This window comes from Bifidobacterium sp. ESL0819, from assembly GCF_052606245.1.
The window spans coordinates 1,791,982-1,812,708 of sequence record NZ_CP199587.1; the positions used below are offsets into that span (position 1 = coordinate 1,791,982).

Below are 20,727 nucleotides of genomic sequence, written 5' to 3' on the forward strand. Positions count from 1 at the left end.
CTTTCCTCGCAAGAAGGAAAGAAACCAACCGCACAAACTCATTTGCCGCTACTCGTCTCATGCGAGCCAGCCAGATACTTCGCTTCCCATTGACTTTCCTAGCAGCTCTGAGATAACTATTTTAAGCAGACTGCTCAGTTATAAAGACTGTCCGACAACTTATGAGCCCAAGTATCCTTGAAACTTCCCACCTATCAACAACTCTGTTCCTCATCATTAGGCCGTGATATCTCACCACATATAGCGGAAACCCAAAGAACCGATACCTCTTAGATAGCAAGACAGATATCTATAGCAAATCAACCTAATCAATATCCTCCTCAGGAGGCAACTCACTAGGGCTTATGCCCAACTCTATTGCGCTATTCTTGTCGCATGGTCAGGAACAGCGAGCTACCCGAAATGGACCCGTTCTCACAGTTGATATCCGCATCAATCAAGGACCTGGCGACAAAAAGGCGGATGTCGAACGCCTATATAGCAAGGCAAATCAGCAAATCTCCAACCTATGTGTCACTACGCATTAGAGGTCTTGACGCATGGGATACGCACGATCTGAATGCACTTGCGCACCTCTTTGGTTACACAAACGGCTTTCGTATTATAGACGAAGCTCGCGGACTGTCAGATTCCAACAAGGCGAACTGAACAGCATTCTCTACTCCGTATGACTTTATCCGTCGAGAGACGAGTTGCAAACGTATGCTCTCTTGTTTTATGGGAACTGACAGGGCAGTTGCCAAGATATAGACGTATACATGCGATAATCTATCGTATGTCAAGGAAACAGAAATTCCATGGAACGAGTAGCGCTTCTAAGGTCGTTGCTGATTACATAAACCAGTTGGCAAAAGCAAGATGTGCCAAGCAAACAGACTTAGGGAGAGTCCTCGGGAGATCACAGTCCTATGTCCAGACTCGTTGTTCTGGACTGCAATCCTGGTCCTTGGACGACATTGATGCGCTGGCCAAGTACTTTGACTTCCCTAACGCCTTTGCCTTACTTGATAAAGCCAGAGGTATCCAATGAAATAATCGCGAGCCAGCCCTCACCCACACAGAAAGAATCATATTTACCACGAACTATAATTAAGGCTTGTCCAAAGCGCTACGCGTGCGCAGAATCTTGAAAGACCTGTCTGACGATGGACTAGTGGAAAAGTGAGGCTTGAATACCCAGACTATCTACCGCATGTTTGGCGCAAAACAAGACATTACAGTTGAGCCTCTCTCCAAGATCGCACAAGCCCTGCAAGTCTCACTGGCCCGCATCATAAGAAGACACGGAGAAGATAATAGAAAAGCAACAGTAACCAGAGACTGCGGCAAGGCGGAAGACTGAATTACACCTCTTTAATTTGAGTTTGTTTATCTCGCAACGACAGAACTGGGGCGCTTGAAGTCCAGGGCCCATTTTGCGAATGTTAAAACCCAGCCCGCCAGAACGAATAAGCTGCGCCTTCGGATACCGAGATCATACACACTGCCTGGTAATAATGTGCGAATCACTGTCGCTAGACTCTTTTAATTACCTCTGCAAACTGCTTCAGGGTATGCTCATATTCATGGGGAACAATAGGCATCAATCTAACGATCGACTCACTGCATATCTCAGAGATACTATGAAAGCCAAAGGTGTCACACAAGCAGATATGGCTATTGCATCAAACCGTTCACAGTCTTATATTGCGAAGCACCTGATGGGTGCAACCACATGGCGACTGGATGACGTGGAGGCCATTGCCCCGCTGTTCGGCTATCCGAATGTTCTTTCGTTCATGGCGGCCGCACTGTGTTGCTGAGGGTATCCGCTCCGACAAGGACATCCACGTTTATCTTCACAAGTGTATTAGATCGTTCTATAGCAAGCGGTTTACGCTTAACCCGGAAGAAAGATGCTTCCAGATGTGCGCCCATAGTCAGATATGTAACTGAGAGTTTTCTACTCATTGATTTCTTTATCTTCCGTCACCACCATGCAATAGTGAATGAAGGAGAGACGCACAGTTAACCTGTGTCCTATGCCGTCCAGAGAACTCGCTCCCACCCATCTAATATGCCTGACAGTACTAGTAAGAAGTTGCCCAGTCCGAGCCCTGATCGAAAGCGACTGTCCTGCTCGCAGTTTGCAATCAATGCTCATAACGGTCCGCATAACCATGAGACTCGGCTCTCTGACAGAGAGTTTCAAAGTCACGGAGACACATATTGATCGCCCAGTTACACTCTCAATTCTGCAAGCACTGAGTTTCACAGCACCACTTCGCGCGATTTCAAACGCAATACAATATGTGGGCACCATGTCACGCCGTCAAATTGTCAAAAATCTTTCAGCACTTCCATCCAATCGCATTTAATTAACAGCTGTCAGAAATTCAGATCAAGTCTTCAATTTCGATAGTATTGTATGGGTCATGAACTTTAATCAAGCAACAGCCAAGGCTCTTCATGCTGCCAGAGCAGTCAGCGGAATTACGTATGACGAGCTGGCAAAGAAAACAGGAATAAACGTACAAGCCATCTATCGTTTGTTTGGAGCAAAAGGCGAGATAAAAGTAAGTCAGCTTGCAGCGTTAGGAAAAGCTATGGGCCTCACTCCCTCTCAGATCATGGAGGACGCACAGCGCATCTTGGAGCGCAGCAAAGTTAAGAACTAGCCGGAACATCCGAGCTTCATAGAAAGTACCGACAGCGCACAGTTTCTTTCTCCTGTATTTGTATGGAGAAGACGGGATTCAGCGGCAGCAAGCCATGCAGTACTGTTGTCTGTACATTTTGTTGAAACGCCAGCTGATTGGATAAAACACTCATCCCAACCCGGCACCCTGCCAACCCGATATAGGTCATCCGCTACTCTTGCTAGGCAGACGCCAGCGATAGAAAATGACCATCTCGCTTTGCCGACAACTCATATAAGGTATTAGTACAGACGCCCTCCTTTAATCAAACTACATTGACCCGCGACAAATTCTTTATATGAGTTACTTTGCAAATCAGCCAACTGTTTCACCCTGTAGGTGATAAATTTCTGATATGGACACTAAACCTGGCCCTACAGATAGAGCAATTTCTGAGTATGTTCGCTCTGCCATGAAGCAAAAGCGAATCACTCAAATGCAAATAACTTTCAAAATAGGTCGTAAAGCCCAATCTTACGTAAGCAACAGGCTGAACGGCAAGTATTCTTGGAACATCAGCGATTTGGATACCATTGCTCCGATGCTTGGTTTACCAAACGCCTTATCGCTTATAAGCATCGCTGTGGGGTATGCAACGTAGACAATCTCGCCATATCTTCCGGTTCTCACGATCTTTATTCGCCACGATTACCAACACTGAGACTCGGCTAGTTTGACCTAAATGACCGGCTTCTTTCAATGCCCAAGCAGATATACTCATGTCGCAGCAATGACTTCGCAAATTGTACAAGATTCAACATTTTTGCCACGCGTCTTAATGCCCTATATAACCGATGACGAGAGAAACAACCCTGTTCGTCTCTTGCGCCGCAGACCTGCCAGGGACTCCGCTAGAATTCGGCAACGCGACACGCCTCATACATTCCGAACTGCTCATTATATTTCATCTGTTTCTCACCAGTAAATTTCCTGCCTCGACGCTCTTATCTAAAGGCTGTATAGCACCAGTGGAACAGCCCCTTTCTTCATTTTTCTGACTCTATATAGAGCCCTTTCTTCTTTCTAAACCTATAGGGATCAGAATTGGTTCAGCTAGCAGTCTACGCAATCCAAACCCTCGCACATTCAACACCCGTTACATCTTGACGTGCAATGGACAACGTTCTCTCTCCGAGTACTTATGTCGTCTAAGCCATGTTCTTAACGAGCAGTATGACTTCCGCATAAGGATCTGAACAGCAGTAAAGAATCCCACTCATCATCCAATTGCTGGGGTCACTTAGATACGAGCAGCAATGACAGTTACGGAAAACCGCAAACACAAAGAGGATAACTCTTACAATATAAAAGAGCTATAGTGCTTCCATGCCTAGAAGAAGATACCCATGGACTGTAGTAGATTACGCTGCGGCCCTAAACGTGGCTGAAATGATGTCAGCCAAACAATTGACACTCCGCGAAATAGTAAAGATGTCAGATGGACAACTGCGCTACAACCGCATACGAGATATAAAAAATGCGGATAAAGCTCCCGTCAGAATCAGCGAGTTCGTGCTAATCTGCGAGATTGCCGACTACTCTCCAATAAAGATGTTCGCAAAGGTCTGCCAAGATGCTCGGAGTATACGCTGCGGTTATCTGGCACCAGTATGGCCACGCCCGGATGGGGAGCTTCTGAAGCCAACGCAGGAGGAATTGACACGCCCCCCCTACGCTCAAGGACCGACTCATTGTGCAACCCACTTCTGTTCAAGAAAACCTAGAGCAGAAACTTCAGACCATGGAAAAGAAATAAGCTCAGAACTACTTGTCGTCTAGTTCAGTTGCTCTCTGCAGCACAGGCACACGATCTTACACATCGCCATATCTTCTGTTTCCTTAGCTCGACACACCCTGATTCAATAACAGATGGCGAAAAGCAGAGATGAGCCATCCCAGTCGAAGTAGGCCACACCCCAAGTCCAATTGCTGAGCCAATTCAGTGTTGTCTCGCCTCTTTTACGGATACCTACAACACAGCATTACTTCGATGACCGTATAGCATTCCAATTACCTTTATCTATGTGTGTTTCATACGTTCTGCGTCCATGCCCACGCACAAACTCGGAAGCAAGCATTTACAAGGCATCTGCCGCCGCTATAAATGATCCCATAGGACATTCATGCGCATTAATTTGGCCCGTATACTTGGATCCGACATTGGGCATGCACCTACTTTCCATGCTATTCCAGCAGTTGCAGCTGCGTTCTTTTGCAGATGACAATCGAGATCAGGGGGGGGCTATAGCGCGATGAATGCAGACGAGTCAAACAAGGGCTAGCTTTAGCCGAAATTAACCGGCCTACCCTTGCGTAGGTCCATAAGCGCTGCGGCTATTTCTACGAACACGTATAGCTGTTAATGCCTTCAAAGCAGAAATCTTTATTACCTTGGCAACCAAACCCGGAAACACTCTCCCCCCAAGCAGACAATCAATGTCGACTAGCCACGATTTATTTAACCCAGTCATGCAACCAGACTTTGCCTTGAGTCTCCTAGGAAGCAGGCAACAAAATATTCCTGCCCACGACCCGTGACTTTTGGAGTCTTACTGACCGTAATACGCCCATCGGGGTGAACCACCGTTGTCTCCTTCACGGTGAACAGTCCGAGATTCATGGACTTCTGAGTAGGCATGTTCCTCGCGCTGCTGGTTTTCATCAGATACCCCTGATTCCGCATCCAGGCAAAAAGACGCGTAGCGCCAATGTTCACACCATTTTCTTTGAGTATCTTTGCTAGATCCCCAACGAGGATGTTCGTTCGCGAAGCGGCAACAGCATCAGCGAATAACACCTTCGGCCGTTGAGCAGCTATCTGCCGTTCAGCCTCAACCCGAGCCTCTTGCTCCTCACGCAATGCCTTGTCCAAGTGAATCAGATAATCCGGAGCCGGCAGAGTACTTGCGATCACTTCGGATGACTTGAAAGCGCCGTAGCGTCGAACAGAGGGAAGTATTTCATGCGCTATCCAACGCCGGAACTCTCGAGCTTTCGGTTTGTCCGACCTAAGCACAATCTTGTACAACCCGGACTCGTTGACCATGTTGACCAGTTTGTTGTAGTTCACCCCTAACTTAGCGTCAAGGTCCACCTTGATTACCTCATCAGTATCCAAACATTGCACCACCCGGCCTAGATTTGACAGTCCAAGCGCGTCACATATGTCGTTGAGCACCCACCAAGTCTCCCCAGTCTCATGGGTTAGCGTCCTTACTCGCTGGCCTCTGAAATCAAAGGATTGCATAATATCATCAGACATTGTTTTCTCTTCCTTTGTCGCTCGACATAGTTATCACTGCGGCTGTTAATTTAATTTGTGTTATGTGAGCACACATATCTAATAGGATCTTGCTTCCCACGTCGCTTTGCTCAGCGGTAATAGTTAACTGCTCTGATGCATGAATGCTTGCGGTGTTTTGTGAGCTTTGATGACCGATTGAGATCGATTAAGTTACCGGGCAAATAGCTAGACAGTAAATATGTCAGTATGCCCGATGATTCGGAGATGACGGTGACCGCACGTTCTTGAGCTGCCAGGGTTACACGAACCCTTTCGGCCATCAATCGATTAGAGTCTATGATGTTCATAACCTCATTATGACTTTTATTATCATCAAAATCAAGTATAGAAAGATTATTTTCTTTTTTTACAATCGTATGAGTGTAAAACTTGTTGTCAATCAGTTATTATGGGAACCATGGGAAAGCAAAGAATAGGAATGAGCGATTTTGGATTACAAATAAGCAAGTCCATAAGAGCTGGCATGGGCATACGCAGACTGTCAGGACGGGCTCTCGGATTGCAGATAAACAGAAGCTACTCGTATGTGCAAGCTAGGGTCAATGACGAAAAGGAATGGGCAATATCAGACATTGAACGCATTTGCAATGCATGGGACATCACACCTGATCAACTCCTTAATCAACATTGATTCGCTCTTACCCATTGCCCGGGCAAGCACTTTGATCTGCCTCATTGATAGACACCTGAAGTTCTTTCTTACCGACCTTGCCACAGAGACCTCCCCTAAGACCCTTAGCGATATCCAAGGCAAACGCATTATACAAGAGCTTCTTTAGCGGCATACACCACTCAACCGAAGACCGACCAGGCAGTCTGCGTCGTGGTCCAGGAGTACAAGTCGACACTGTCTAAGACGAAGACGTATTCCAACATGATGTATATAAGCAAGCAGTGAGTCTACTCACAGCAGACCAACTAGGCATACTTAAAATCAGCTCAAGCCCAAAGCCACACAGCATGCCATCGACAACCTTCAGGCGGATTACAACACCGACACCCAGACCAAGGCAAAGTCGCATCAAAAGAAGATGGACGTGAGCCCCTGAATCAATCCGCACGCAGCTGACTAGTGAGCTCGAGCAGTTCCCTGACGACGAGGCAAGCTACGCCATCCAACACCTTAACCAATAAACACCACAGTCTGCATATAGTTCAGCTTCTAGAGGCTTTTTACGAAGACTTTGTCACACGGATGTCACACAAAATCGTGTTTCAAGTAAACTGCCTAAGCAATGAAAAGGCCCCACAGCCGTTGCGGCTGTAGGACTTCCGTGTGGTGCGCCAGACAGGATTCGAACCTGCAACCTGCTGATCCGTAGTCAGCTGCTCTAATCCGTTGGGCTACTGGCGCATGTCATCTTGACGAGGAACTCGTTTTTGACAACTCACTTATATTACCGCAATTGTGGATTCTGTCCAGTCTGGTGTGTCGCGCGGGAAGCGTGAACCACAGGATTCAGGCCGACTGTGACCAAGACAACCAGAGCAGATATTCAACGTTGCCATGGGCTCCGGTTATGGGCGATGGCATGGTAGCTCGGACAGCAAATCCATGCTCACGTGCACAGGCTAAGACGCGCTCCAGGGCCTCTTGCCTGCGGTCCTCGTCCGTCACAATGCCATGGTGGCCCAGCAGGCTACGTCCGACCTCGAACTGGGGCTTGACCAGCAACAAGCAGTTAGCAGTAGACGCCAGCAAGGCAGGGAGAACGGGAATGACGTAGGTCAGCGAGATGAAAGACACATCAGAGACCACGTATTCCGGACGATACGGCAGGTCACCCGACTGAACTTTGCGTATGTTGACACCACTCATGTCAATCACCCTAGGATCAGCGGCAATCCGTTCCAGCAACTGTCCGTGGCCCACATCAAGGGCGATAACACGCTTGGCACCATGCCTGAGCAAAACATCAGTGAAACCGCCCGTGGAAGCCCCGATGTCGAGGCAGAACCTGTCCTGCGGATCGGGCATCCCCTGCGTCGCAAAAGTCGTCAGGGCACCCTCCAGCTTCAGTGCTCCCCGGGAGGCATAGTCATCGCCCGGGTCCAGAAGAATCACATCACCTGGCTGGACGCTCTGAGCAGGCCTTGATGCCAGATGATCATTGACCGTAACCCGGCCCTGACGAATCAGCGCCTGGGCTCTGGCCCGCGAATCCGTCAGCCCCTGTGCAGGCAGGATGCGATCAAGTCGGTCGCGGGCAAGAGCCACAGTTCTTTGGCAACCATCCCCAGCGCTGACGACCGTATCCTCATCGTTCACTTGCCCTCCCGATTCAGATCCTGCTGAAGCCCGGCCAGCACCTTGCCGAGCATCTCAACCTGTTGGGCATCGTCCAGATCGTCCAATTTCGCTAAATCAGGGAAACGCTCCAAAAGGGGGGCCATGGCTTGCTTATCCATGGGCTCTTCAGGTTCTGACGCAGTTGTATTCTCGTCTTCTGTCTGTGAGGACCCTGCAGAATCCTCAGACTCAACAGGCTGCTCAACCTGGCCAGACTGCTCAGACAGCCCGTAATCATTGGAACCTTGCGAAGATCCATTCGCTCCGAGCTGTCCTGACTTGACCTCTTCCGACATGGGCGCTACGCCCCGACGACGAAGGCAGGCAGATCCAGCGAATCCATATCGCCACCACGATCCTGATACTCCCAGAGCGCACAGGCGCAGGCCCGTACAGCATCCAGATCAGATATGGGGTCGCTATCGCCCTCAAGAGCACGCAGGGTGACATGCCCGTCATCATCCACCTTTGCGGTTTGGTCTCCGCAGTGCCAGGTCTGGTCGGCCTCCTTGTTGGGCTGTGGTAGCGACTCGGCCAGGCCACGCAGGTCTTCAGCCAGATAGGTCGGCCGCCACTTGGCAGGTGCAGTCAGAATAGCGGGTGTTCGAGCCACACCCGTCAGGACGAGCATAGAGTCGTAGCCGCCCCGGTTGGCTGCTTCGATGTCAGTGTCCAGACGATCGCCCACAGGCAGGCATCGGTCAATGTCCAGGATCTTCTCCTGGCTGCCAGCCAAGAGCTGCCGAGCCTCGTCGTACATGGCCGATTCCGGCTTGCCCGCCGAGTCCTCCGGTTGCTTGCCAGTGGCCAAAATCACCGGTTGGAGCATGGCCCCATTGCCGGGCGCCATACCGCCCTCTCGGGGCAGGGTCTGATCCTTGTTGGTAGTGAAGTAACGTGCACCGTTTTCAATGGCAAATGCGGCCTGAGCCAGGTCCTGCCAGCTCAGTTCGGGATACCAAGCCTGAATAACAGCATCTGGCTGATCGGCAGCCTTATCCACGGGCACCATCCCGTTGATGCGGATCTGCTCGCGCAAATGGTCTGAACCGATGACCAGCACCCTGGCGCCCTCCTGCAGGTATCGGCGCAACATTCGTGCGGCGACGACGGCTGAGGTAATGACCTGGCCATCGTCCAGGGTCAGCCCAAACCCGCGCAGCTGATCGGCCACCACATGGGGAAACCGGGATGCATTGTTGGTGGTGTAGGCCATGCGCATGCCAAGTGTCTGAGCGCGGTCGATGCCCTCGGCCGCATGCTCAACAGGGTCAGCGCCCCGGTAGACCACTCCGTCCAGATCCAGTAGAGCCAGACGGTAGACCTCTGCCGGGGCGTCTTCAGTTCCTTTGAGGAAGACGGTCATGATTCGGCCCTGGCTTCATCAGACGTATCCGACTCCTTGACCTGCTCACCCTTAGACTGTTCATTTTGATGATCGGCAGTATCGGCTTCAGATTCTGCGCCCTGGCCAGACACATCACCATCGTCAGTAGCCGGTTCATCGGCAACAGTCGCGTCGGTTTCGTCGCCAGTCTGGTCGCTTTGAGAGCCATCCCCCGAAGTTTCCGCATCAAGGCGAGAGGTCTCTCCCTCGGATTGCTCCGCAACATCTGATGATTCCGGCATTCCGGATTCGGACATTGCGGATGAATCAGCCGACTCAGTTGAATCAACTGTGTCAGTCGAGTCCGCTGAATCGTTCGAACCTACTGATTCAAGAGATTCCTCAACCTGGCTTTCATCGGCACTCTGTTCGGATTCGTCAGTGACATCAGACCCGGCATCTTCAGTCTCAGCCTCATCCGAGTCCTCCTCGCCGCCATCCGGGTCAATGGAGAGATCCTCCATCATGGCCGGATCCAGGTGTTCCAGGTCGTAGTCGATCAGGATCTCCTCAGACTGTCCGCCATTCTGTCCATCCTCGTCCTCATCCTCGTCGGCATACTCAGCTTCCAGCCGATCCAGTAGGGGTTCCAACTCCAGAGCCTCCTGGCTGCGACCAGCCTGTTCGAGGAAGTTCTGCTCGGCCTGCACGGCACGCATCCGATAGTCACCACTGAGTCCGCGGGCCTTGACCAGGGCCTGAACGGTCTCGATGGCCTTGTCCCACAAGCCCAGATCGCCCAATGCTCCGGCATAAACCAGGAACATCTCCGCCTTGGACTCGCCTTGCAGCTGGCTGCCCTCCTCAGAGGTGGCCTCCTCGATGGCCTTGCGAGGATTGCCCAGGCCACGCTCGCAGTCGGCGATGAAGGGCAGGTAATCAGAATAGCCGTTCATACGGTGTGCGGTACGGAACTCCTTCAAGGCCAGCTTGTAGTCGCCCTGACGATAGGCCACCAGGGCCAGAGTCTCACGGGCAAGATCGATCCGCGAAGCCTGCCGGGCAGCCCACTTGGCGTGGGCTAGAGCACCTTGGGGATCGGTCTCCTCCAGCGCGTAGGCGGCCAGGATGTGCAGACCAATGTTCTCGGCATGCTCCTTGCTCAGTCCGCGCAGGCGTAGGCGATCATCCTTGGAGAGCATGGACCACTCCAGGCCCTTGGGCATCTTGGGCTCGCCAGGCCGACGATCCGTGTAGGGGTTCTGCGATGGGTAGGAAATGGTCCCGTCTGAGTTGCGGCGACCGCGGTCATAGCCATTCTGGCGGTCACGCTGATAAGTCCCGCGGCGGTCATCACGGCGATGGTCGTCACGACGACGGTCATCGCGACCATGCTGGCCCTGGTACCTGTCGCCATGGGAACGGTCACCCCGATAGCCGCCTTGACGATGGTCGTCACGGGAACGGTCGCCATAGGAACGGTTGCCATAGTGACGATCTCCATGTGAACGTTCCTGGCGTGGACGGTCATCACGGGAATGGTTGTTCCATGAGCGATCACCGCCAGACTGCTCACCCTGCCTACGATCAAACCTCCGGTCGTCATCCCGACGACGGTTGCCACGGAAGCCCTGCCCACGATCATGGTCACGGTCATGCCGCTGGTAGCCATATCCCGACCGACCGCTGTCGTTGTCATGATCATGATGCCCGTATCCACCATGACCGTTGGCATGGAAGTCGCGACGTGGACGGTCGCCATCTTGCCGACGGCCGTGGCGGTCGTCACGCCTGTCGAAATGACGGTCCCGGTCGTAATCCTTGCGGAAGCCGCCGTGACCATCCTGACGGTCATACCTGTATCCGCGATTGTCGCGGTCGAACCGGTCGTGCCCGCGCCCGCGGAAGGGCCGCTGGCCATTCCTGTTCTCGGAACGACGCTTTTCACCGCCCTCGCCGTCATGGTTGTGGAAGTTGCCGGAACGGTGGTCTCCCGAACGATAGCCTCCGGAGCGGTATCCGCCCGAGTGCGAACCGCCCTTGTGGAAGCCCGAAGAGCGACGGCCGCCCGACCGGAAGCCTCCTGGGCGCGAACCGCCCCGGCCCCGTCCGCGATCGCCCCGGGAATGATTGTGTTCTTCTGCCATCAGTGTCCTTAATTCCTACGTTCCTACTTGCCGGCCCGACGCTCAAGCGCGCCCAGGGCCTTCTTTCCTCTGCGAACCAGGGCGAAGCGCCCATGCAGAAAGTCCTTGTTCTCCAAAACCTGATCCGGATCCTCGACCCGCTGGTTATTCAGGTAGAAACCGCCCGATGCCACAGTCTTGCGCGCCTCGGAGACCGAACGGAAGAGTCCGGCCGCAACCCCGGCTTCCACCAGACGTTGACCCTCACTGGCAGCGGGCAGGGCTCGCCCACCTTGGCCATCATCGATCTTGAGGCCGTCGAGTGCGGAATCCAGCACATCCTCGTCCAGCTCCTCCAGGGTCTTGCCGCGACCGAAGAGGGCACCAGAGGCATCAATGGCTCCTTGGGCGGCATGCTCGCCATGCACATATGAGGTCACCTGCCAGGCGAGAACCTTCTGGGCCTCGCGCGCGCCCGGATCCTGGGCGGTCCTCTCCTCCAGACGTTCAATCTCGGCCTTGGGCAGGAAGGTGAAGGTCTTCAGCAGCTTAACCACCTGGTCGTCAGGCTGATTGAACCAGAACTGGTAGAAGCGGTAGGGGCTGAACATGGTGGGATCCAGCCAGACCGCGTTGCCCTCGGACTTGCCGAACTTCTTGCCCTGGGAGTCGGTGATCAATGGGCTGGTCATGACGTTGACGGAGGCATTGCGAACCTTGCGAATCAGGTCCAGGCCGCTGGTCAGGTTCCCCCACTGGTCGCTGCCGCCCAGCTGCAGGCTGCATCCGTAGCGGTCGAAGAGCTCCAGGAAGTCGTTGCCCTGAAGCACCTGGTAGCTGAACTCGGTAAAGGAGATGCCCTCGTCGGAGTCCAGACGGCGGGCCACCGTGTCCTTGGCCAGCATGGTGCCCATGCGGAAGTTCTTGCCCACATCGCGCAGGAAGTCGATGGTGCTCATAGAGCCGGTCCACTCATAATTATTGACGAATCGGACGGGATTCTCACCTTTGGTGTCCAGGAAGCGCCCGATCTGGCCACGCAGGCGCTCGGTCCACTCGGCCACGGTTTGCTTGGGGTTCAGCGTGCGCTCCCCCGACTGCCGAGGATCACCGATAAGCCCAGTGGCCCCGCCTACAACGGCGATGGGATGCAGACCGGCCGCCTGCAGGTGGCGCATGTTGAGCAGCTGGACCAAATTGCCCACGTGCAGTGAGGGGGCTGTGGGATCAAATCCGCAATAATAGGTCACCGAGGGGTCGGCCAGCACCTTCCTGAGCTCGGACTCGTCCGTGCACTGGGCAATGAGACCGCGCCACTTGAGTTCGTCGAAAAGCGAATCGAAACCCGCCTGCCTGAAATCGGTGACCTGCGACATGAGAGGCTACTCCCTATCGAATATTTGATGAATGTATGCTAAACCCTACTATTCTTGCAACAGATACCGACACGGCAGACCCCCGGACCGCCGCAGACAAGGCCGAACCGAGCTGGAATTCCGAGGCATGAAGACTGATTGATTATTCATAGCAGATCAGCCGCTGTTGCATGATTATTGGCCGCTGACCGCTTTCGCTAAGGCAGAGCGAACCGTGGGGTCTCTCAGCGAGTTCACCGCGTCCAAATCAGGAATGCGCGGGTACGGACAACTGATCGATCAAGTCTTGGGGAATGTGGTCGATCACGCAGGCGGCCATGCGCCGGTAACCCTCAACCCCCGGATGAAAGTGGTCAATGCCCCAGAAGTCAGGTCGATCAGTGCCAACATCGTCGCGGGTGGCATCCACGAAGGGCACCAATGCCTCTTGACAGACCCGACGGCTGGTCTGCGTCTGGCGGGCTATCCGACGCTCCACCTCGGCCCTGAGCGCCCGGCCCAGGGCAGGATCCCGATAGAGCTGACCGGAGCTTAGGACCAGCACCTGATGACCCTTGTTTTTGGCCAACTCGATGCTGGCAGCCAGGTCATCCCGCCACTGCTCATCGGTTCGGTTGGCCATGATGTCGTTGGAGCCTGCACACAGAACCAGCAGATCAGGATGGTCCTTCAGGGCGGGCAGGAACCGGTAGCGCACCCTGCGGATGGTGGCTCCCAGCCGACCCTGGGTCGCCCAGGATACCGGACGCCCCAGCCGAGCAGCCAGGCAGGCGGCTATATCAGGGACGAAGCCCTGGCTCTGGTCCTTCACCCCGCAGCCAACCGCCATGGAGTCGCCCACCACCAGCATGGTCAGCGGCTCCAGGTCGCGGCCTTGGTCCGGGGGCGAGCACAGCCCCTGGCGGGAACCAGGCGGCTCCTCAGCCAGAGTGATGTGCTGCTTGGCCCACCAAGCCTGGACCAGTGCCACCGGATTCATATTCGCCGCCGCCTTTCGCTCTTTGCAATCCCCCTTGAGGAATTTGCCGTTCGGAATTCTAACGCGGGCACCGGCCTGGCGGAAACCAGAAAGCTCACCTGGGCGGACGGTAGGCAGGCCCATCAGACTGCGAATCGGCGAAGGCCTTCAATTCCTCCAGCTTATGTGCAGCCCGGTCCATCTGCTCCTTTACCCTCTCCGGTGCGGTCCCCCCCTGGCCCTGGCGAGCACGCACGGCTCCCCCGGCGGTCAGAACGGCACGGACCTCAGGAGCCCGATCGGCGGGCACCCAGTCAGCGAAGATCCTGACAAAATCGTCATCCTCCAGATCAGCCAGCTCGCAATCTCGCCCCTCGGCCAACTTGACGCAGGCCCCGGAGAGTTCATGGGCATGCCGGAAGGGCACTCCTTGCCTGACCAGCCATTCGGCCAGGTCGGTGGCCAGAGCGAATCCTGTGGGTGCCTGCTCCTCCAGCCGATCCTTGTTGAAGGTCAAAGTAGCGACCATGCCAACAAAGGCAGGCAGCAGGACCTCCAGGGTATCCACCTGGTCGAAGACCGCCTCCTTGTCCTCCTGCAAGTCTCGCGCATAGGCTGTCGGCAGCCCCTTGAGGGTGGTCAGCAGGCCAGCCAGATCTCCGACCAGTCGACCTGCCTTGCCGCGAGCCAGCTCGGCCACGTCCGGATTCTTCTTCTGAGGCATGATGGAGGATCCGGTGGAATAACCGTCGTCTAGTCGAACGAAGGCGAACTCCTGGGTATTCCAGATGATGATCTCCTCGGCCAGCCTGGATAGGTCCACGCCAATCATGGCGGCGACAAAAGCGAATTCAGCCACAACATCCCTGGCGGCTGTCCCGTCGATGGAGTTGGCGCAGACCCGGCTAAAGCCCAGATCCCGGGCCACTGGCAGGGGGTCCAGACCAAGGGTGGTGCCAGCGAGCGCACCCGATCCGTATGGGCTGGCATCAGCACGCCGATCCCAGTCTCTCAGGCGCTCCAGGTCACGGATCAGGGGCCAGACATGGGCCATGAGCTGGTGGGCCAGGAGGACAGGCTGGGCATGCTGCATGTGGGTGCGGCCAGGCATGACCGTGGTCCCCGCCGAACGTGCCTGATCCATCAGAGCCTGGGCCGTGCTTAACAGGTCCTTGGCCAGCACCCGGGCGTGACGACGCAGCCAAATCCGAATCAGGGTGGCGATCTGATCGTTGCGCGAACGCCCGGCCCGCAGCTTGCCGCCCAGCTGGTCCCCCGCTATGTCGATCAGACCACGCTCCAGTGCCGTGGCCTCGTCCTCATCGCCAGGTTCAGGGGCGAAGGCGCCGGAATCTACCTGGTCCTGGAGTTCATCCAGGGCCTGCTCCATACGCGCCAGTTCGTCATCATCCAGCAACCCAGCACGGTTGAGGGCCCGAGCGTGGGCCCGGGAACCGGCAAGGTCGTCGTCGGCCAGTCGCCAGTCGAACTGGGTGGATCGGCTGAGCTCGACCAGCGCTGGCGAGGGACCACCGCTGAAGCGCCCGCCCCAGAGGGCCATGGGCTTGTCGCCGGTGCTCACTGCTCTTGTCCGTCCTGTGCGATGCCGTTGCCGAAGCGCATATCACGGGCGGCGGCCACTTTGTCAGCCAGGCCGTAGATGGCGATGAATCCGTTGGAGGCGTTCTGGTCGAAGCTGTCGCCGGACTCGTAGGTGGCCAGGCTGTAGTCGTAGAGTGAGCTGTCGGAGTGCCGACCGGTGACCACGGCCCGTCCCCCGTGCATGACCATGCGGATGCGGCCGGACACGTAGCGCTGGGTCTCCTCGATGAAGGCGTTCAGGGAGCGGACGGCAGGCGAGTACCACTGGGCATCGTAGACCAGCTCGCCCCAGCGCTTGTCGATGTCCCGCTTGATCCGGTGCTGTTCACGCTCCAGGCAGCAGTTCTCCAGCTCCTGGTGGGCGGTAATCAGGGCAACGGCCCCCGGAGCCTCATAGAGCTCGCGAGACTTGATGCCCACCAGCCTGTCCTCGATCAGATCCACGCGTCCAATCCCCTGGGCTCCGGCCCGGCGGTTCATCTCCTCGATGGCCTCCAGAGGCGTGACGGCCCTGCCGTCGATGCGCACGGGTATGCCCTGCTCGAAGTCGATGGTCACCTCATCTTCGACCGGTGGGAAGGCCGGGTCGTCGGTGTAGGAGTAGACGTCCTTGGTAGGCCCGTTCCAAGGATCCTCCAGGTAACCGGTCTCGATGGCCCGTCCCCAGACATTCTGGTCGATGGAGTAGGGGCTCTCCTCGGTCTGCTCGATGGGCAGGTGGTGCTCCTTGGCGTAGGCGATCTCCACATCCCGCATCAGTCCCAGGTCACGGATGGGGCTGATGGCCTTCAGCGAGGGGTCGATGGACATGATGGAGACCTCGAAACGGACCTGGTCGTTGCCCTTGCCGGTGCAGCCGTGGGCTATGGTGTCGGCGCCGTACTGGTGGGCCGCCTGGACCAGATGCTTGGTGATCAGCGGCCTCGAGATGGCCGATACCAGCGGATAGACCCCCTCGTACATGGCATTGGCCTTGAGCGCCAGCATGCAATAATCCCTGGCAAACTCGTCCCGGGCATCCACCACGACGGACTCGACGGCTCCGCAGTCCAGGGCCCGCTGGCGGATGGTCTGCAGGCGCTCGCCGCCCTGGCCCACATCCAGGGAGACGGCCACCACATCCTTGCCGGTGCGCTCCTTGAGGTAGGGAATGGACACCGAGGTGTCCAGGCCGCCCGAGTAGGCCAGCACGATGCGATTGTTTTCGGTCATGGCGATCCTCTTTCCTTGTAATTTCACACTTGTCAATATTCAGTTCGTGCTTCCGGCGATCATCGGACCTTGGCATCCTCCTGGCCGGAGACGATGGTCATGAGCCAGTCGGCCCGGGATGAAGCCGATTCATCGTCTGCAGCGATGATCAGAATCGTGTCGTCCCCGGCTATGGTGCCCAGAATCCCCTTGATGGGCTGGCGGTCCAGGGCGGAAGCCGCATACTGGGCGGCGCCGGCCGGGGTTCTGACCACCAGCAGGTTGCGGGCCCGTGCCACCGAAGTGATCAGTCCGGTCAGAATCTTGGCCAGGTAGGCATCGGTCTTGTTCTCCCCCTCGACCTCAGGCCCTTCGGCGGCAGCCGCCTCCATGGCCTGCTGGTCGGTGGTGGCGGGAATCCAGTAGGCCATGCTGCCGTCTGCATACCGCAGCTTGGTGGCATGCAGGTCGTCCAGGTCCCGGCTCAGGGTCGCCTGGGTCACCTCGATGCCTTGTTCAGCCAGCAGGGCCGACAGCTGCTGCTGGGAGTTGACCCGATGTCGGTTCAGGGCCTGGCGGATGGCATCCAGCCGGGCCACCTTGGTCGTCGGACGCATCAGCACACCCCCTGCAGGAGGGATTCGTCACCCCGGGAGCGGGCCACCAGCCAGGTCATCAGAGCCTTCTGGGCGTGCAGCCGGTTTTCCGCCTCGTCCCAGACCACGGACTGTGGGCCGTCGATGACCTCGGCCGTCACCTCACGGCCCCTATATGCGGGCAGGCAGTGCTGGAAGAGGGCATCCGGGCGGGCATGGGCCATAAGTTGAGTGTTGACCTGATAGGGCAGGAAGGGATGGGAGCGGATTTCGTACTGATCCTCCTCGCCCATGGAGACCCAGGTGTCAGTGAAGACGCAGTCAGCGTCCTCCACGGCCTGGACCGGATCCGTGGTGACCAGAATGGATCCGCCGTTTTCAGCGGCCAGGGTCCGCGCCTGTTCCACCAGGTTTGGATCGGGCAGGAAGCCGTTGGGTCCGGCAATCCGCACATTCATGCCGGCTACTGCCCCGCCCAGCAGATAGGAGTTGGCCATGTTATTGGCTGCGTCGCCCAGATAGGCGATGGTCATGCCGGCCAAGGCATCGACCCCGCCCCGGTGCTGGGCCAGGGTCAGGAAGTCGGCCAGAACCTGGCAGGGATGGAAGGAATCGGTCAGCGCGTTGATGACGGGCACAGTGGAATGGGCAGCCATGGTCTCCACCCGATCCTGGCCAAAGGTGCGCCAGACTATGGTGGATGTCATCCGCGTCAGTACACGGGCAGTGTCAGCTACAGGCTCGCCACGGCCCAGCTGCGAGCCTGCGCTGTCAATGACCATGGGATAGCCGCCCAGCTGGGCCACGCCGACGCAGAAGCTTGTCCTAGTGCGAGTGCTGGGCTTGTCGAAGATGATGGCCACAGCCTGAGGCCCCTGATATGGCTGAAATAAATAGGGATTTGCCCTGAAAGCCATGCCCAGTCGAAGAACCTCCAGCTGCTCCTCATGATTGAGGTCATCGTCGCGCAGCATGTGCCGCAAACCGTTGTTCATCTCTGTCTCCCTATCGATATGGTCGTGTACGTCATTGATGGCTGATCTCACTGATCATCCTGCCGCAAGCCCTTGTCCGCGAGACTGGTCGGAGCCTTAGACAGGATATCGACGGCTCGGTCGATCTGATCGGCTTGGATGATCAAAGGCGGAGCCAGACGCAGGGCATCAGGGGTCACCGCATTGACGATCAGCCCGTGGTTCAAGGCCCAGGAGGCCAGATCACCGGCACAAGAAGCGCTCAACTGGACCGCATCCAACAGTCCCCTGCCTCTGACCTGGGTGTAGAGGGGATTGCCGCAGGCGGTAAGGCCGGAGCGCAATCTCTCGCCCATCTCCCGCGCCCGTTCCAGCAGACCCTCCCGCTGGATGGTCTCCAGGGTGGTCAGCGCCAGGGCCGATCCCAGGGGATTGCCGCCGAAGGTGGACCCGTGCATGCCAGGGGTCAGCAGACCTGATGGTCCAGAGCCGAAAGTGATCATCCCGCCCATGGGAAAGCCGCCTGCCACCCCTTTGGCGAAGGTGAGCACGTCCGGGCAGGCGCCTCCGGACAGGCTCTGGTCTTGGAAGGCGAACCAGTGGCCGGTCCTGCCCATGCCGGTTTGCACCTCGTCCAGAATCATCAGGGCTCCATGCTGGCTACAGAGCTCACGCACCTGCCGAACGTAGTCAGGATTCAGCGGCAGCACCCCGGCCTCTCCCTGGATGAGCTCCAGAATGACGGCAGCCACCGGCTCTCCTGAGGTCTCCCCCTGTGCGAAGGCCTCTTCTATAGCCTCGCCGTCTTCTGCGGGCAGGAAGCCCATACCCGGAACCAAGGGCTGGAAGGGCTCTCGGATGGCCGGCTTCCATGTCAGGCTCAAGGAGCCCATGCTGCGGCCGTGGAAGCTATGGGTCAGAGCCAGGATCCGGCCGGGATGCCCGCCCATGCGTGCGCCATGCAGCCGGGCAAGCTTGATGGCCGCCTCATTGGCCTCGGTCCCCGAGTTGGCGAAGAAGACGCGGGATCCCTCCGGTGCCTGAGCCAGGTCCAGCAGTCGTTCGGCCAGCTCAATCTGCGGCTGGGAGGCGAAGAAGTTGCTGATGTGGGCCATCTTTCCAGCCTGCTCTGCCAATGCCTTGTTCCAAGCAGGATGGGCGTAACCGAGGGCATTGACCGCAATTCCGGCCATCATGTCCAGATAGCGATTGCCGTCCAGGTCCCAGATCCAGGCGCCTCGGCCATGGTCCATGACCCTGCCCGGCCGACCGAAGACCTGCATGTGGACGCGGTCATAGCGGTCTGCCCATTGACTGCTCTGCGGCCCCTCGGGAGTCCTCATAGGTGCATCAGCCTTCGTCATGGCTCCTCCTCATGATCATGTCCTGGCCCGGTACAACCACCGTGCCGATGCCGTTGCGGGTGAATATCTCGTTGAGCATGGAATGCGGTCGCCGCCCGTCGATGACGTGGGCCTCGCCCACCCCGGAGCGCACGGCCTGCAGGCAGGCCTCCATCTTGGGACGCATCCCCTCATGCATGTCCTCCAACATATCCTCCAGCCGGTCCACACCGATGCTGGAGACCAGGGAGTCGACTTGAGGCCAGTTGGCGTACAGTCCCTCCACATCGGTAAGAATGACCAGTTTCCGTGCCCCCAGAGCTACTGCCAGAGCCGAAGCGGCCGCATCGGCATTCACGTTGAGCACCTGGGTGGGATCCTGCTCGTCAGGAGCCACAGAGGAGACTATGGGAATTCGCCCGGCATCGATCAGGTCCTCGACGGCCGAGGCATCCACGCCTACGACTTCGCCTACCAGGCCCAGATCAACCGGCTTGCCATCCGCCATGCCAGTACGGCGGGCTGCACTGAACAGGCCAGCATCCTCCCCTGACAGGCCGACAGCCATGGGACCGTGTGCATTGATGGCACCGACCAGATCCCTGCCTACCTGTCCGGTCAGCACCATCCGAACCACCTTCATGGTTTCGGGGGTGGTCACCCGTAGGCCGCCGCGGAAAACCGAGGGAATGCCCAGGGCCTGAAGCATACGGGATATCTGCGGACCGCCCCCGTGCACCACCACCGGATGCATGCCCACCTGCCTCAGGAAGACCATGTCCTGAGCGAAGCACTGCCGTAGATGGTCGTCCACCATGGCATGGCCGCCGTATTTGACTACGATTCGCTGGCCGGCGAACTCCTCCAGCCAGGGCAGGGCCTCGATAAGCACCTGGGCCTTGCGGGCATCGTCCAAGGCCTTTTCATCTTCGGCATCCTGCTCGTCTTCCGCCATCCTCTTC

The 20,727-nt window shown here is 56.7% G+C and carries 17 protein-coding genes and 1 tRNA gene; 4 read left to right on the plus strand and 14 right to left on the minus strand.

Annotated features, from left to right (window positions below; translation table 11 throughout):
- Positions 1–775 precede the first annotated feature (775 nt).
- The 3 genes from ACUIAD_RS07560 to ACUIAD_RS07570 all read left to right on the plus strand — a co-directional run bounded on the left by ACUIAD_RS07560 (position 776) and on the right by ACUIAD_RS07570 (position 2,657).
- Positions 776–1,030 carry a helix-turn-helix domain-containing protein gene (locus tag ACUIAD_RS07560; protein ID WP_445343225.1) on the plus strand — a complete coding sequence of 85 codons (255 nt, stop codon included), beginning with the start codon at positions 776–778 and terminating at the stop codon, positions 1,028–1,030.
- Between the two features lie 622 nt (positions 1,031–1,652).
- Positions 1,653–1,802, plus strand: a complete 150-nt coding sequence (locus ACUIAD_RS07565) for a hypothetical protein (protein WP_445343226.1) — start codon at positions 1,653–1,655, stop codon at positions 1,800–1,802.
- A gap of 612 nt (positions 1,803–2,414) precedes the next feature.
- The gene (locus tag ACUIAD_RS07570; protein WP_445343227.1) at positions 2,415–2,657 is read left to right on the plus strand and encodes a helix-turn-helix domain-containing protein; all 243 of its coding nucleotides are present in this window, start codon (positions 2,415–2,417) and stop codon (positions 2,655–2,657) included.
- Between the two features lie 2,488 nt (positions 2,658–5,145).
- On the opposite strand, the gene ACUIAD_RS07575 is transcribed toward ACUIAD_RS07570, so the two are convergent.
- Positions 5,146–5,940: a phage antirepressor KilAC domain-containing protein gene (locus tag ACUIAD_RS07575; protein ID WP_445343228.1), complete on the minus strand. Its 795-nt coding sequence runs from the start codon at positions 5,938–5,940 to the stop codon at positions 5,146–5,148.
- Between the two features lie 1,095 nt (positions 5,941–7,035).
- Between ACUIAD_RS07575 and ACUIAD_RS07580 the strand changes: the two genes are divergently transcribed.
- The gene (locus ACUIAD_RS07580; protein ID WP_445343826.1) at positions 7,036–7,116 is read left to right on the plus strand and encodes an Ltp family lipoprotein; all 81 of its coding nucleotides are present in this window, start codon (positions 7,036–7,038) and stop codon (positions 7,114–7,116) included.
- Between the two features lie 143 nt (positions 7,117–7,259).
- On the opposite strand, the gene ACUIAD_RS07585 is transcribed toward ACUIAD_RS07580, so the two are convergent.
- The 13 genes from ACUIAD_RS07585 to argB form a co-directional block, all read right to left on the minus strand.
- Positions 7,260–7,336 (minus strand) — tRNA-Arg (locus ACUIAD_RS07585).
- Between the two features lie 105 nt (positions 7,337–7,441).
- Positions 7,442–8,200: a TlyA family RNA methyltransferase gene (locus tag ACUIAD_RS07590; protein ID WP_445343827.1), complete on the minus strand. Its 759-nt coding sequence runs from the start codon at positions 8,198–8,200 to the stop codon at positions 7,442–7,444.
- A gap of 47 nt (positions 8,201–8,247) precedes the next feature.
- The gene (locus tag ACUIAD_RS07595; RefSeq protein ID WP_445343229.1) at positions 8,248–8,568 is read right to left on the minus strand and encodes a hypothetical protein; all 321 of its coding nucleotides are present in this window, start codon (positions 8,566–8,568) and stop codon (positions 8,248–8,250) included.
- 5 nt (positions 8,569–8,573) lie between these two features.
- A complete protein-coding gene (locus ACUIAD_RS07600; RefSeq protein ID WP_445343230.1) occupies positions 8,574–9,638 on the minus strand; it encodes an HAD-IIA family hydrolase in 1,065 nt (354 codons plus the stop codon).
- Complete coding sequence (locus tag ACUIAD_RS07605; RefSeq protein ID WP_445343231.1) at positions 9,635–11,746, minus strand: helicase; 2,112 nt, start codon at positions 11,744–11,746, stop codon at positions 9,635–9,637. The genes ACUIAD_RS07600 and ACUIAD_RS07605 overlap by 4 nt, the downstream gene beginning before the upstream one ends.
- A gap of 23 nt (positions 11,747–11,769) precedes the next feature.
- Positions 11,770–13,101 (minus strand): tyrosine--tRNA ligase, encoded by a 1,332-nt coding sequence (gene tyrS / locus ACUIAD_RS07610; protein WP_445343232.1) that lies wholly within the window; start codon positions 13,099–13,101, stop codon positions 11,770–11,772.
- Positions 13,102–13,348: 247 nt separating this feature from the next.
- The gene (locus tag ACUIAD_RS07615) at positions 13,349–14,080 is read right to left on the minus strand and encodes an SGNH/GDSL hydrolase family protein (protein WP_445343233.1); all 732 of its coding nucleotides are present in this window, start codon (positions 14,078–14,080) and stop codon (positions 13,349–13,351) included.
- A gap of 94 nt (positions 14,081–14,174) precedes the next feature.
- The gene (gene argH, locus ACUIAD_RS07620; RefSeq protein ID WP_445343828.1) at positions 14,175–15,620 is read right to left on the minus strand and encodes an argininosuccinate lyase; all 1,446 of its coding nucleotides are present in this window, start codon (positions 15,618–15,620) and stop codon (positions 14,175–14,177) included.
- Positions 15,621–15,637: 17 nt separating this feature from the next.
- Entirely contained in the window at positions 15,638–16,873 is a 1,236-nt protein-coding gene (locus ACUIAD_RS07625) for an argininosuccinate synthase (protein ID WP_121912662.1), read from the minus strand.
- Between the two features lie 59 nt (positions 16,874–16,932).
- The gene (locus ACUIAD_RS07630; protein ID WP_445343234.1) at positions 16,933–17,469 is read right to left on the minus strand and encodes an arginine repressor; all 537 of its coding nucleotides are present in this window, start codon (positions 17,467–17,469) and stop codon (positions 16,933–16,935) included.
- Entirely contained in the window at positions 17,469–18,443 is a 975-nt protein-coding gene (argF, locus tag ACUIAD_RS07635; protein WP_445343235.1) for an ornithine carbamoyltransferase, read from the minus strand. The genes ACUIAD_RS07630 and argF overlap by 1 nt, the downstream gene beginning before the upstream one ends.
- A gap of 47 nt (positions 18,444–18,490) precedes the next feature.
- Positions 18,491–19,786 carry an acetylornithine transaminase gene (locus ACUIAD_RS07640; protein WP_445343236.1) on the minus strand — a complete coding sequence of 432 codons (1,296 nt, stop codon included), beginning with the start codon at positions 19,784–19,786 and terminating at the stop codon, positions 18,491–18,493.
- A complete protein-coding gene (argB, locus tag ACUIAD_RS07645; protein ID WP_445343237.1) occupies positions 19,773–20,720 on the minus strand; it encodes an acetylglutamate kinase in 948 nt (315 codons plus the stop codon). Before argB ends, ACUIAD_RS07640 begins: the two co-directional genes overlap by 14 nt.
- Positions 20,721–20,727: the final 7 nt, after the last annotated feature.